Here is a 12,915-nt window from a genome sequence, read left to right as displayed (position 1 = left end):
AACACCAGTCCATGACTCTTACACGACGAGCATTCGGTGGGTTGGTGAGCGGTGCTATCGTCGCCGGAACGGGCTGTCTCGGATTCATCTTGGGTGACGAAGCCCAGAAGTTCGAAGCGTCGCCCGCAACCATCAGTGCCGAGGCGAGCGGCGAGACGGGCTACGAACAGGCAAGCGAATCGGAGTCCGAGGAGATGCGGATCGAACGAACTGTGGAGGGTGGGGGACAGGAGCGCGACATCGTCGCGGTCAACTACATCAGCCAGTACGAGAAAACCGTCGAATTCCTCGGCCAGGAGAAACGCGCCGCGGTGTTCATCGCCTTTTCCACGCCGGAAGTCGAGATACTGGGCAAAACGCTCAATCCGGTCGGCGAAATGGACAACAAGGAACTCATCGAACAGGCACAGGGGAAGTACGAAGGTCTCACTGTCGGCGACGAGGTCGGAACCCGCGAAACCGAACTCCTCGGCTCCACCGTCGACATAACGAAATTCGAAGGCAGCGCCGACCTCGACGGTACCGAAGTCCCCGTGTATATTCACGTCGGGCAGACAGACCACGACGGAGACATCGTCATTCCCATCGCCGTCTACCCGCAGATGGTCGACGAAGAGCCGGAGACGTACACGAACATAACCGGAATCGAACACTAGCTCCCGGGCAGGATATCCCCGAGGGCACCACCGATAGCCATCGCCACGAAACAGACAGTCACTTGCGAAGCTGCGACGTGCGGGTCCGACCAATCGACGCGGCCCCACGCGGTCATTGCCACTACCGCCGTGACCGAAGCGATCCCGACAACGCCGACCAGCCGGCGCGGTATCAGCCCGAACAGCGGTTCGTGCACCCGGACGTCCTGAATATCTGCGACGTACAGTATCCCGATGACTATCGCGACTCCGAAGGTAAGCGTTCCCGCGAGGTAGGCCGGATGGGTGGCGATGAACTCGCCCACTTCCAGCGTTCCGCCCTCGACCAGCATGGGGATGCCGAACACGACGCTTCCGACGAGCGCCTCCGCGGCGTCGCCGCGGTCGAACCCCTTGATAACGTTGCCGAAGACCCCGGAACCGGTGTCGACCCGCCTGGCCATTCGCATCGTCTCGCGGACCTGTTCCCGTTCCGATGTCGAGTCGACGGACTCCTCGAGGTCTTCGAGTTCGTCGAGTAAATCGTCGATATCTGGGCTCGGTTCCCCGTCCATACCCTGTTCTCGGATGCGGCCGGCAAAAACCCGCGGACGGTCAGGCTGAGTTCTCTATCTCGACTTTGTGGACCGATGCGTGGAGGTACGTGATCGGCGGCGGAACGACTCCGGCGGTCGGGAGAGTCGGTTCGACGTTTTCCAGGCGGTCGTCGTATTCGAACTCGCCGATGTTCGCGACCTCCATCGGTCCCGCGATGATCGATCCCGTGACGCTTCCACCGCCTGTCGCCAGGCAGACGTCGATACCGGTCTGACAGGACGATGTGGCCGAAGACGCGTATCTGTCCGCTGCCTCGTTCGTCCCGGTCGCCGGCGTGTTCCGCGGCGCATAGACGCTTCCGGTGAAATCACCCTGGCCGAGCGCGAAGTGCATCTGGGAGGTGCCGTAGATCTGCAACCGACCCGGATTACCGCTGTCGACGTACGCTCCACCTCCGCCGTTGGAGACGGCCATATCGCCGGTCATGTACACTCTCAGGGCCGTGTCGGTCCCCGTATCGTTGACCACGCGGATGGCCTGGCCGTCGAGAGCGACGCTCCCGTTGACGAACAAGGTGACGTTTCCGGTCCCCACGTCGACTTCGAGGTCCTGACTACTCAGATGGAGATCGTCGTCGAGATAGTACGTCCCCTCGTCGAGTTCGTTGTTCGGCGGGAGCGACGTTACGACAGTGCTGTTGTTCTGGACTGACCGCATCCGTTGTTTGATGACGCCGTCGAGCGCCATCATTTCCATCGAATCGCCTTCCGTAACGCAGTCGGTACCCGTTCCAGCGTCGCAGTCGACGTTGCCTTTTCCGACGACGGTACCTCCGGCGGATATCTCGGTCGTCACGTCCGGATTACCCCGATTACCGACGGTGACATCGCCTGAGGCCACCAGTCCCGTATCGAAGTTACCGTCGATCTCACGCTGTCCGAGTACGACGATGACGCGGTTCTCGTCGTGGTCTAGCTCTCGGATGGCCGAATCGTCGACGTTCTCGCGGAAATATTCGGCCCAGCCGGTGTAGTACGGGCTGGTGATGTTGACGGTAACTACCTCTCCCTCGACCAGCGAGATGTCCGAAAGCGGTGACACGGTCTCCTGCTTGGTGACGGTGACTTCCCCGCCAGTGAGGTGTTGGTCACCCTCGAAACTCGTGATAGGGAGCGACAGCGTGTGGTCGACGTTCGAGCCGTTTGTCCGATAGTTGAGGTCGGGTCGGGAGATGACCTGTGTCTCGTTGCCCTCGTTACGCCAGACCGCACCGGCCTGATACGCAAACGTCGTCCCGTCCTGTTCGTAGACGATAGCGCCGAGTGGCTGGTCGACTACGGGGTCTGAACTACCGGACGTATTGACGACGATGCGGCCGGTCCCGGACTGTCGAACGGCACCTTCGGACCCAGAGAGGTCCATATCGACGGAGCGGGACACGTTGGTCTCGCTCCGCGAGACGGCGTCGACTTCGCTGTCGAGGTGAAGAAACGCCTGTTCGACGCGTTCGGTTTCGGCGGTCTGTTTCGAATCGCTAACCGCTCCGGTCGTGACGAAGAGAATCCCGACGGTGACGGTTGCCGCGAGGCCGAACAGCAACACGACCGCGATCACGGCGGACTGTCCGCGCCGGTTATCGCGGTCGAACACGACACACCCCTCCTCGGAGCAGTTCCATTCGCTCCGGAGAGCGTTTCATTCCTCTGTGTGGATGTTTCATTCTTCGAATGATACGCTGTTATATGTAAATAAACTTCCCCTTGTATCTCTGTCACCCCTCAGCCCGAATTTATGCCGGTGTTCGACCTCTCGTGGCTCCCGAGCGGCGGATACGCGTCCGAAAACGGCATCTTCATCGACGGTCCGCGGTTTCATCGCCCACCCCCGGTCGGAGTTGCGACAGGTCGTCTCGTCAGTTCGGGGTCAGTGCTAACCGGGGGGATTTTTCGGGGGGACCGCCGTTGAGACACCTATGACGCTGCCGGACCTACTCGCGGACGACGCTCGTGCTATCGATACGCACACCCATCAGCCGACGTCCGAGTTCCTCCACGACGCGGGCGGACAGATGATGCGCGACGCCGCCGACCGTTTCGGAACGGATCTAGAGACTCACGGTTACGACGAGATGGTCGCGGAGTACGAGGAGGCGGGCGTCGGCAACGCGGTTCTCCTGGGATGGGACGCCGAGACCAATACGGGTAACCCGCCAGTACCGAACGACTACGTCGCCGAGGTCCGCGACGAGTACGACGACTTCTTCGTCGGGTTCGCGGGCGTGGACCCGCTGAAAGACGACTGCGCCGAAGAGGCCCGCCGCGCGGTCGAAGACCTCGACCTCTCCGGGTTCAAGTTCCAGCAGATCGCACAGGGGTTCGACCCGAGCGACCCGGCCCACGAGGAACTGTTCTCCACCATCGAGGATCTGGGAGTCCCCGTCGTGTTCCACGGCGGCAACTCGACGCTCGGCGCGTGTAGCCCGGGCGGACGCGGCCTCAAGATCAAGTACGGCAATCCGATGTTGATAGACGACCTCGCCGCCGAACACCCGGACCTGCAGATACTCATCGCGCATCCGGCGTTCCCGTGGGAGAAAGAACAACTGGCCATCTGCCAGCAGAAGGGCAACGTCTATATGGACCTTTCCGGGTGGATGCCGCGGTACATCGACGACCAGGTGATCCACTACGCGAAGACGCTCCTATCGGACAAGGTGATGTTCGGAACTGACTACCCGATGATCGATCCCGGGCCGTGGCTGGAGCAGTTCGCGGAACTGGACCTCCCCGAAGACGTTCAACGAAAGATCCTCTGGGAGAACGCGGAGCGGTTCCTCGGCCTGTAGTATTCCTGGCCGGTTAGAAGGCGTACCCGTCGTCGTCATCGCCGATCGACCGTTCGTCCGTCGCCATCATCTCCTCCTCGAAGCCGACTTCGCCACGCTCTTCGGTTTCCGCGACCGTCTGGTGTTCCTTGATCCCGAGCGACAGCAGTTCCTCTATCGCCTCCTCGCGGTTGACGAACTTCCCCTGGTCGACCATCTGATCGAGCTGGACTTCCACGTCGTCCGGTAGCGTCACTTCTATGCGAGGCATCGTAGGGTGGCTATTTCCCCCACGGACATGAACCCTTTGCCGACGTGTTTGGGACGCGACCAACCGCGTCGCGTGACCCCGGGCCGACTTCCCTTCAGTCGAATTCGGGCGGACGCCCCTCCAGGAACGCGTCGACGCCCTCCTCGTGGGCCGGCGTGTCGTACGCCTGCGCCTGAAGATGGTTCTCGTAGTCGAGCGCCTCCCGCCAGTGTCGCCCCGCGTTCTCGTGGAGCGCCTGCTTCGTCAGGCCGATCGTTTGCGTTGGCCGGTTCGCGAGCGTCGACAGCAGTTCCTCGACTACCCCGTCGATGGCGTCGTCGGCCACCGACTCGTTTATCAGGCCGAGTTCGGCGGCGGCGTCCGCGGAGAACGTCTCGCCGGTGAACGCGAGTTGCTTCGCCGCGCGAAGTCCGATCAACTGCGGGAGGAGAAACGTCCCGCCCGTGTCCGGAATAAGTCCGACATGGACGAACGCGCATCCGAACGACGCTGACTCCACGCCGTACGCGAAATCAGAGACGGCGGCGAGAGCGAGGCCCGCGCCGACGGCGTCGCCGTTTACCTTCGCGACGATCGGTACGTCCGCCGTCAGCGCCGCTTCGACGACTCGACCGAACGTCGCTCGGACCTCTTCGTACGCCTCGCGGGTCGACATCTCGCGTTCCGCCATCGACTCGATGTCGCCGCCGGCGCAGAACGCCTCGCCCTCACCGGTCAACACGAGGGCGTCGAACGTCTCGTGTGACACGTCCTCGATCCGGTCTGCCAGGTCGCTCGCTATCTCTCTCGTCATCGCGTTGCGCGAATCGGGGCGGTCGAACGTCACGGTCCGGACGCCGTCCTCGTCAGATACGTGCATACCTGACCTATATCCTGAGGGTTTAATTAGTTACTTTGTGTAGCCCGCCGCATGGACGTAGAGTCTTTCTTCGAGGAGATGCCGTTTGCAGAACTGCTCGGCGTCGAAGTGACCGAGGTCGACGACGGCCACGCCGAGGGGCGCGTCGAAATGCGTGAAGACCTCTCGTGGAACGCCGACCGCGAGATGGCCCACGGCGGCGTCACGTTCACGCTCGCTGACACCGTCGGGGGCGCGGCGCTCGTCTCAGTCGTGGACCAACCTGTGCCGACAATCGACATGCGGATCGACTATCTCAAAGCCGGGACCGGGGACCTGCGGGCGGAGGCCGACGTAGTGCGTTGCGGGAGCGACGTTGGCGTCGTCGACGTTGACGTGATCGCGGAGGACGGTACTGTCGTCGCTGACGCTCGCGGCGTGTACAAAACGGGCTGAGACGACCCACTGTTCGAAGAGTTCCTTTGCTCTCGCTGAGAGCGTTCGAGAAACGCCGACCGAATGAGTAGCGACGCCCATCGCGGGACGAGAGAGATGAACGAGGCGACGATTCGCCCTCGGACCACTCGTTGCCGAGATGATTCATCCGGTATCTGTATTTAAAAACAGACATGGACAAGGTAATTAGTATGGGCGAGTAACTATAACGGACGAACATGGACGAAGACGCGATCGGAGAACGGGTCGCCCTCCGGAGATCCGGCCTGTACAGTACCCGAACTCGGGTTCGGTCCGAGGCGACCCCGCGGACGAGACAGATCCCCCTCTATCGGTCTGGTCGTGGGCGTGCCTCCGGTGCGACCGCTCACCTGCCAACCCCCGAACCGAACACCTATCGCTCGTCGACCGGTGGCCGCGGAGACGGTATGACAGCTATTTGATGGCCCATGACATCCACACTCGACCCAGACGACCTTTCCGACCGGGAACGAACCGCAGTCGAACACCTGCTGTTCCGCCTGGCTGACGACGAACTCGTCCTCGCGGAGCGATACTTCCAGTGGGAGGCCCGCGCGCCCTCTCTCAGGTCAGGCCTGGCGCTTGCCACTATCGCTCAAGACGAATTCAGCCACGCACGCCTCTGGTACGACCTGTTACAGGACTTCGGACACTCGGAACTGTCTCTCATTTACGAACGCGACCCCGGCGAGTTCCGTCACTCAACGCTCCCGGAGCTACGGCTCGCCGACGGGAACTGGGCCGGCGCGGTAGTGCGGAGCTACTTCTACGACGTCGCCGAGGACCTGCGGTTGGCATCGCTGGAGAGTTCGACCTATCCGCCGATCGCCGACCGCCTGGAGAAGGTTCGCGGCGAGGAAGAGTACCACCGCAAGCGTGCCCGCAGTTGCCTCGAACGACTCGCCGAGGGCGAGCGCGGCCGCGAGCGTCTGCAAAACGCCGTCGACCGCCTGTTCCCGCACGCGCTGACGCTGTTCGAACCGGTCGACGAGAACGTCGAAACCGACATCGTCGACCTGGGCGTACGCCGGAGGGGACTCGACGATGTTCACATGGAGTGGCTCGCGACGGTCGAACCGTTCCTCGAATCGAACGGCCTCCGGCTCCCTATCGAAGCGGGAACTGCTCCCGCGAACGGCCTGTCAGACGTCGGCGGGCGGGCCCAGAATCACACTGACGACTGGGACGGCCTCCACGACGAGATGCGCCGGGCGTACCGGGAACGGGAACGAGTGGAAGCCAATCGCATCGTCGAGGACCCGGACGACATCTAACGGGACTGGCCGGACACACTACCGCGACGAAGTGCACAAGCTTCCGAAGTAGCCGACGCTCCGTCCGTTTCCACACGTGTACCGTCTTCGGAAAGCCGTTCGAGAAATACGAATAGTTCCGTACGAAGCGGTCGGATCTATCGTTCGACCGCAACCGTTTCCGACGAGTGAATCCACGCCTCGTCGTTGTCCGCGTCGTACACCACGAAGCGGTCGTCCTCAGTCTCGTACGCGCAGTATCTGTCTTCCTCCTGGTTTGCAGGGGGGTCGTTGTTCGCTTCCATTCGCTACCTGATTGTCCGTGCCGCCGGGTATAAAAGCGTGTCTCGGCGACAGACTGACCTGTCGGCCCGTCAGACCTGGGGCAACGTCACCTGAACGACAGTCTTCTCGCCCTCGTCGACGATAGATAGATCGCCGTCCGAACGGGCGACGACCGCCTGCGCGACGCGGAGTCCCAGACCTTCGGCGTGAGAGATCGGGGTCTCAGGCGTGTCCTCCAGCGCTGTGCGTTCGGTTTCGGGCACGGACATCTGGTCGCTCGTCACGCGGATGACCACGTCGTTTCCATCGTGCTCGGTCACGACCCGTACCGACGGAGACGACGCCGTCGTGTACCGCAGCGGTAATTCGACCACGTTCTCTATGGCGACATCGACGTACTCGTCAGCTAACGCCCGGGAGTCGCCGGCGAGTTCCGTGGCGATCGTTGCCGTCGGGTAGTCGGAAGCCAGTTCTTCGACGCAGTTGCATACCAGTTCGTCCACGTCGACAGGCGTGTTCGGGCGGTCCGGATCGTTCATCACTCGCCGGAGGAGACGGGTTTCCTCGGTCAATTGCAGGAGGTCCTCCGCGGTTTCGAGCATCGCCTCCGCGTGCACTTGCGCCTGCGTGTCGTCGACTTCGTCGACGATCATCTCCGCGCGGCCGTGGATCACGTTGGTCGCGTTGCAGACGTTGTGTCGGAGTACCCGCCGCAGGATCTGTGCCTGCTTCGTGGAGCGTTCGAGGTCCGCCTTTGACTCGTGTAGCGATTCGAAACTTCTGGCCGTCAGGAAGTAGATCGACGCCGCGGAAACGGCGACGAAAACGCCCCCCTTGAGGATCTGAAAGCGGACCGCCGACTCCGGCTGAGGGACTAACTGAACGACGACGATGTCGGACATCGTCACCCACAGTACGCCGAGTAGCGCATACACTGAGGCGATTTTTAGCGCGCCACGGTCACTTGGAACTCCCACTGTATCTCACGGTTCGCCTGTGGGAACATAAAACTCGTCGCGTCCGTGATGTGTCTGGTGGGTATGATCTTATCAGCCGACCGAACTGGGTCGACCGCTTCCGTCACGTTACGCCGAGCGGTGACAGACCCGGCAGTCGTACAAATCGCGACGAGAAACCAGTTAGTCGACAGTCACTCGCCGGTCGCCCGTGCGTTCAACAACCGTCCGAGAAGGCCACGGAGGTTCTGTTCGGATGACTCCGATCCGTAGACTCTCACGGAGTCGACGCCCGAGTAGCCGTGTTCTCCGGACTCGTCGCGCTCCCAGTACAGCCACGCAGTTTCTTCCTCGCCGTCGAGTCCGGTTTCGTCGACCGGGAACTCCAGTACGAGCGCGTCGTGACCGTCACCGTGTCCGCTCTCGACCTGAGTGACCGTCCCGCCGTCCATCGGGCGCGCTCCGTCGCCGTCTTTCACCGTGAACCGCGACCCGAAGCGATAGCGTACGGGTTCGTCTGTCGGGTCGAACGTTTTCCGTTCGCCGTCCTCATTCAGGAACTCGACGGGGTGGACGGCAACGGAGACGGACTCGTGGGTGTGTAGGTCTATGAAGTTATCCGCGTTCTGCGGTTGGATATCGATACTGAGTTCGTGTGGAAAGTGCGCTGCCGCGACGCCGCTCAGGGCCGGGAGAGCGGCGACGGTAGCCCCAACGCCCAGCGTTCCTTTGAGTAGACGACGCCGCGTAGTAGTGGTAGCTGGTGAATTCCCGGTCAGTGTTTGTAACGTTGATTTCGGCATGCAATATAGGGGGCTCGGTGTACAGTGATTTAGAGATTCTAGTCCGATTACCGAACCGCCGTATCGAGAACGCATATACAAGGCCGGCGTCTAACGGGTGAGTATGAACGATAGGACCCCCTCCGGGGCGGGATGGTTCGAGAGCGTAGATCCCGGCGACGTGGAGGGAGCCGCCACTGGAATACGCGATGGTAGCGCGGCCGCGCCCCGGAATTGGCCGGTGCAAGCGGTCGAGGCCGGCTTCGCCGACGGCGAAGACGACTACTACGACCGGCTCCGCGAGGCGACGCTCGCGGCGACGGCAGCGGCCGTCGAGGAGGCCGAGCGGGCCGACGACCGCCAGCTCGCACACGCGGTTCGAGCCATGGACGACTGCGAGCGGACGGCAAACGAACTGGCGGAGCGCGTCGCGGAGTGGGCGGGCACGCTGTTCGACGATGCTGGGACCGGCGTCGAGTACGCACGGACGCTCGCGGAGAGTGACCCTGACGGCCCCACCGAGCGACGGGTCGTCGACCTCGCTCGACGGGTGGCGTCGCTGGCCGACGAGCGCGACGAACTCCGGACGTTCGTCCAGCAACAGGCGAGCATCGTCGCGCCGAACCTGGCTGCGATGGCCGGCCCGGTGCTTTCCGCGCGTCTCATCGCACTCGCGGGCGGCCTGGGGTCGCTCGCTAAGATGCCGAGTGGCACCGTTCAGGTTCTCGGTGCCGAGGACGCGCTGTTCGCGCACCTCCGCGGGCAGGCGAGTTCGCCGAAACACGGGATCATCTACACGCACGAGTACGTCCGCAACACCGCTCCCGACCAGCGCGGGTCCGCATCGCGTGCGCTCGCCGGGAAACTGACTATCGCCGCCCGCGTCGACCACTACTCGGGCGAGCGCAAACCGGAACTGGACGACGAACTGGACGACAGAATCGCGTCCATCCGCTCGCGGGGTGACGGCGAATGAGCCGTCCCGACGGCGTCGCCCGGCGGACTATCGACGGGGCCGAACGGCTCGCGACCCGCGGCGCGCCCGTCTACGGCGAGCCAACCGACGGGGAGTGGCGGCTGTGGGACGCCCGCCGGTCGAAACTCGGTGCGATGTTCGAGAACGGTATGGAAACGGGACTGTCGGACGGCGATGCAGTCCTCTATCTGGGCGCAGCGAGCGGGACGACCGTCAGCCACGTCGCCGACTTCGCCGGGCCGACGTACGCCGTGGAGTTCGCTGCGCGGCCGGTGCGGGACCTGTTAGATGTCGCGCGCGACCGCGACCGCCTGTTTCCGCTGCTTAAGGACGCCCGGAAGCCGGAGACCTACGCGCACGTCGTCGAGAACGAACTGGACGCTATCGTGCAAGACGTTGCGACGCGCGGGCAGGCCCGCGTCGCAGCCGAAAACCGACGGTTCCTCGCCGACGACGGCCGACTGATCGCCGCAGTCAAGGCGCGCAGCGAGGACGTCACCAGGGACCCGGACAGCGTCTTCGACAGTGTCCTCTCCGAACTGGAAGAGACGTACGAACTGCTCGAAACGGAGCGGCTGGAACCGTTCCACGACGACCATCTCGCCGTCGTCGCGCGGCCGCGGTAGACCCTCTGTCGGGCGAGCGTCCTCAGTCAGTGCCGTCGGGGGCGTCCCCGTCACCGTTCGAGCGGTCCCTGATAGCCGGCATGCTCGGGTCCCGATACGGGGAGCGGCCGAGGACGTTCCCTTCGAGGTCCTGTTCGTCGAGTTGCTCCCGTAGCGTCCGGTTCAGTCGGTTCACACTGGTCGTGTCCAGACCGTGGGCCGCCAGCAACTCTCGATACTCGGGGTTTTCTTTGATGGATTCGAAGCGCTCGTACAGCGATTCGAGCCTCTCCGGCGACTGGTCGCTCACCCACCCCTGGTCGTGGAGGCCGAGTTGCCGTCGTCGCTCGTCGTCGACGACGTACTGGACGACGACCAGCGCGACCTTCTCGATAGCGCGCTGGCTTCCGAACGCCGTCAGGTCGAGGTCGACCATGATCCCGAGCGCGCGGTCGCGTTCCCAGGCGGTGAGCGAGAGCGTACTGCAGAAGGCGTGGGTGATTCGAGCCTTCTCCAGTCGATGCATCCGCGCGCTGTGACCGTCCATCGCCGGGTGTTGCTCGTCGTGGAGTCGTCGGAGGTTCTCACCCACGTCCGCGTCCGGACGGTCGGCACGGCCGATGAGCGTCGCGCTCGGCGTCACCACGTCCCATCGCCTGATGCGTTCGTCCTTGACGGCATCTAACCGCGACAGCGATCCGTCGCCTGGGCCGGTGCTAATGTCCCTACGTAGCCACGCCCGTTCGATGCTCGTGGGTGGTCCGGTCGACGTCTGCGGCGGGCCGCCACTCATCTCGTGCGGTTTACGCTCCCGAGGGTATAGAAAGGCATGGCTTCGTACTGTCGGCTGTCTCGTCGGAACGATGTTCGATACCTGGGGTGTCAGTGTTCTTCACCGGCGTACAGCCGACTCTGTCGGGAGAAAACTGGACCGCAGAACCCGACGCACTTCCTCACAATGAACCCTTATCGCGAGAAGCACTTAAAGGGGCAGTGGCCCCACGTGAGATCCGTAGTCGCGGCCAGCGGTGCCGGTCGAGAGACGCTACGCTCGAAGACAGATAGTCTCCCGAGAATCCTTCACTACGAAACCTTGTCGCGAGAAGCACTTAAAGAAACGCCGTCCGTACGACCGACGAGCGCATCGCTTCCCGGAGTGAGCTCAGGCAGAATCCTCTACTATGACCCCTTGTCGCGAGAAGCACTTAAACGGCCGCTCCGTCCGACAAACGTCTGGCCCGTCTCGCCGGCGTTGAGACGATCCGGTGGCAGGCCTGCCGACTCCAAACCCTATTTATTCGCGGGTTGCAAACTCTCGGGCGATGGACCGGGCCGCCGCCGAGAGGTTCGACGAGTTCGGGACGCTTGGGATAGAGGAGGAGTTCTACGTCGTCGACGAGGAGGGCCGTCCCGTCTCCGGTACGGACGACCTCGTCTACCGGCACGACCCACCAGAGATACTCGACGGTCGACTGGACCACGAGCTGTTCAAGTGCGTTATCGAGACGCAGACGCCTGCCGTCGAGTCGCTCGGTGACGCCGAAGAGTCGCTGGGCGCGGTTCGGGAGGCGCTCGTCGACCACGCGGAGCGACACGGGTACCGAATCGCCGCGGCGGGCCTCCACCCTACGGCGAAGTGGCGCGAACTGGAACACGCCGAAAAGCCGCGGTACCGGTCTCAGCTCGACCGAATCCAGTACCCGCAACACCGCAACACCACGGCCGGCCTGCACGTTCACGTCGGCATCGACGATGCCGACAAGGCGACGTGGATAGCCAACGAGTTGCGCTGGTTCCTGCCCGTAATGCTCGCGCTATCGGCGAACTCGCCGTACTGGAACGGATTCGACACCGGCCTGCAGTCCGCCCGTGCCAAGATATTCGAGGGGTTGCCGAACACGGGGATGCCGACCGCGTTCGAGGACTTCGACGCCTACCACGAGTTCGAGCAACGGATGTTAGCGACCGAGTCGATACACGACCGCGGGGAGCTCTGGCACGAGGTCAGGCCCCACACGGAACACGGGACCGTCGAGGTGCGGACGCCGGACGGACAGGCTGACCCCGAGCGCGTGATGGCGTTCGTGGAGTACACGCGTGCGCTGGTGTTTGACCTGGCCGAACGGTACGAGGACAGCGCGAACCCCGAGCCGCCGGATATCGCGGGCGGAGACGTGGGGACCGAGGGCCTGCGACGCGAACTGCTCGACGAGAACAAGTGGCGCGCACTCCGGCGCGGTCACGACGCCGCGTTCGTCACCCGCGGCGGCGCGGAGACGATAGACCTCGGCGAACTCGTCGACAGGGAATCGGAGCGCCTCGGCGTGACGGGCATCCGCGACATCTACGGGTCCGAAAGCGGGGCCAGTCGGCAGCGCCGACTTCGCGAATCGGAAGGTCTCGACGCGCTCTGCGAAGCGCTCCTCCTCTAAGCAAGGTTTTTCACCGTTGGGCT

At 63.4% G+C, this 12,915-nt stretch carries 15 protein-coding genes; 7 read left to right on the top strand and 8 right to left on the bottom strand.

From position 1 onward, the window contains the following. The first annotated feature begins 11 nt into the window (after positions 1 to 11). Positions 12 to 656, top strand: coding sequence for a DUF6517 family protein (locus tag SM753_RS02385; RefSeq protein WP_323190389.1), 645 nt, complete (start codon positions 12 to 14; stop codon positions 654 to 656). Here SM753_RS02385 and SM753_RS02380 read toward each other — a convergent pair. Next, positions 653 to 1,210: a DUF2391 domain-containing protein gene (locus tag SM753_RS02380; protein WP_323190388.1), complete on the bottom strand. Its 558-nt coding sequence runs from the start codon at positions 1,208 to 1,210 to the stop codon at positions 653 to 655. The genes SM753_RS02385 and SM753_RS02380 overlap by 4 nt on opposite strands. Before the next feature lie 40 nt (positions 1,211 to 1,250). Next, positions 1,251 to 2,843 carry a hypothetical protein gene (locus tag SM753_RS02375; protein ID WP_323190387.1) on the bottom strand — a complete coding sequence of 531 codons (1,593 nt, stop codon included), beginning with the start codon at positions 2,841 to 2,843 and terminating at the stop codon, positions 1,251 to 1,253. Between the two features lie 322 nt (positions 2,844 to 3,165). On the opposite strand from SM753_RS02375, the gene SM753_RS02370 reads away from it, so the two are divergent. Beyond that, entirely contained in the window at positions 3,166 to 4,038 is an 873-nt protein-coding gene (locus SM753_RS02370; protein ID WP_323190386.1) for an amidohydrolase family protein, read from the top strand. 13 nt (positions 4,039 to 4,051) lie between these two features. Here the strand turns inward: SM753_RS02370 and SM753_RS02365 are convergent, their stop codons facing one another. Both SM753_RS02365 and SM753_RS02360 read right to left on the bottom strand, forming a co-directional pair. Beyond that, a complete protein-coding gene (locus tag SM753_RS02365; RefSeq protein WP_135534488.1) occupies positions 4,052 to 4,288 on the bottom strand; it encodes a CopG family ribbon-helix-helix protein in 237 nt (78 codons plus the stop codon). Positions 4,289 to 4,382: 94 nt separating this feature from the next. Next, positions 4,383 to 5,147, bottom strand: a complete 765-nt coding sequence (locus SM753_RS02360; protein ID WP_323190385.1) for an enoyl-CoA hydratase-related protein — start codon at positions 5,145 to 5,147, stop codon at positions 4,383 to 4,385. A 51-nt stretch (positions 5,148 to 5,198) separates the two neighbouring features. On the opposite strand from SM753_RS02360, the gene SM753_RS02355 reads away from it, so the two are divergent. Further along, positions 5,199 to 5,582: a PaaI family thioesterase gene (locus tag SM753_RS02355; protein ID WP_135534486.1), complete on the top strand. Its 384-nt coding sequence runs from the start codon at positions 5,199 to 5,201 to the stop codon at positions 5,580 to 5,582. Between the two features lie 449 nt (positions 5,583 to 6,031). Further along, a complete protein-coding gene (locus SM753_RS02350) occupies positions 6,032 to 6,877 on the top strand; it encodes a Phenylacetic acid catabolic protein (protein ID WP_323190384.1) in 846 nt (281 codons plus the stop codon). A gap of 137 nt (positions 6,878 to 7,014) precedes the next feature. Here the strand turns inward: SM753_RS02350 and SM753_RS02345 are convergent, their stop codons facing one another. From SM753_RS02345 to SM753_RS02335, 3 genes are all read right to left on the bottom strand, one after another. After that, positions 7,015 to 7,161, bottom strand: coding sequence for a hypothetical protein (locus tag SM753_RS02345; protein WP_168192967.1), 147 nt, complete (start codon positions 7,159 to 7,161; stop codon positions 7,015 to 7,017). A 69-nt stretch (positions 7,162 to 7,230) separates the two neighbouring features. Further along, positions 7,231 to 8,118, bottom strand: a complete 888-nt coding sequence (locus SM753_RS02340) for a hypothetical protein (RefSeq protein WP_323190383.1) — start codon at positions 8,116 to 8,118, stop codon at positions 7,231 to 7,233. A 173-nt stretch (positions 8,119 to 8,291) separates the two neighbouring features. Then, the gene (locus SM753_RS02335; protein WP_323190382.1) at positions 8,292 to 8,900 is read right to left on the bottom strand and encodes a hypothetical protein; all 609 of its coding nucleotides are present in this window, start codon (positions 8,898 to 8,900) and stop codon (positions 8,292 to 8,294) included. 103 nt (positions 8,901 to 9,003) lie between these two features. Between SM753_RS02335 and SM753_RS02330 the strand changes: the two genes are divergently transcribed. Together SM753_RS02330 and SM753_RS02325 are read left to right on the top strand one after the other, a co-directional pair. Further along, positions 9,004 to 9,855, top strand: coding sequence for an NOP5/NOP56 family protein (locus tag SM753_RS02330; protein ID WP_323190381.1), 852 nt, complete (start codon positions 9,004 to 9,006; stop codon positions 9,853 to 9,855). After that, positions 9,852 to 10,481, top strand: a complete 630-nt coding sequence (locus SM753_RS02325; protein WP_323190380.1) for a fibrillarin-like rRNA/tRNA 2'-O-methyltransferase — start codon at positions 9,852 to 9,854, stop codon at positions 10,479 to 10,481. Before SM753_RS02330 ends, SM753_RS02325 begins: the two co-directional genes overlap by 4 nt. Before the next feature lie 22 nt (positions 10,482 to 10,503). On the opposite strand, the gene SM753_RS02320 is transcribed toward SM753_RS02325, so the two are convergent. Next, positions 10,504 to 11,253 (bottom strand): DNA-directed RNA polymerase subunit epsilon, encoded by a 750-nt coding sequence (locus SM753_RS02320; protein WP_323190379.1) that lies wholly within the window; start codon positions 11,251 to 11,253, stop codon positions 10,504 to 10,506. A 529-nt stretch (positions 11,254 to 11,782) separates the two neighbouring features. Here SM753_RS02320 and SM753_RS02315 point away from each other — a divergent pair. Next, positions 11,783 to 12,892, top strand: coding sequence for a glutamate--cysteine ligase (locus SM753_RS02315; protein WP_323190378.1), 1,110 nt, complete (start codon positions 11,783 to 11,785; stop codon positions 12,890 to 12,892). Positions 12,893 to 12,915: the final 23 nt, after the last annotated feature.

Source organism: Halostella sp. PRR32, assembly GCF_034808085.1.
Taxonomy (GTDB): Archaea; Halobacteriota; Halobacteria; order Halobacteriales; family Natronoarchaeaceae; genus Halostella; species Halostella pelagica.
Note: the sequence above shows the minus strand (reverse complement) of the source record. Positions and strands in the feature narration are given on the sequence as shown.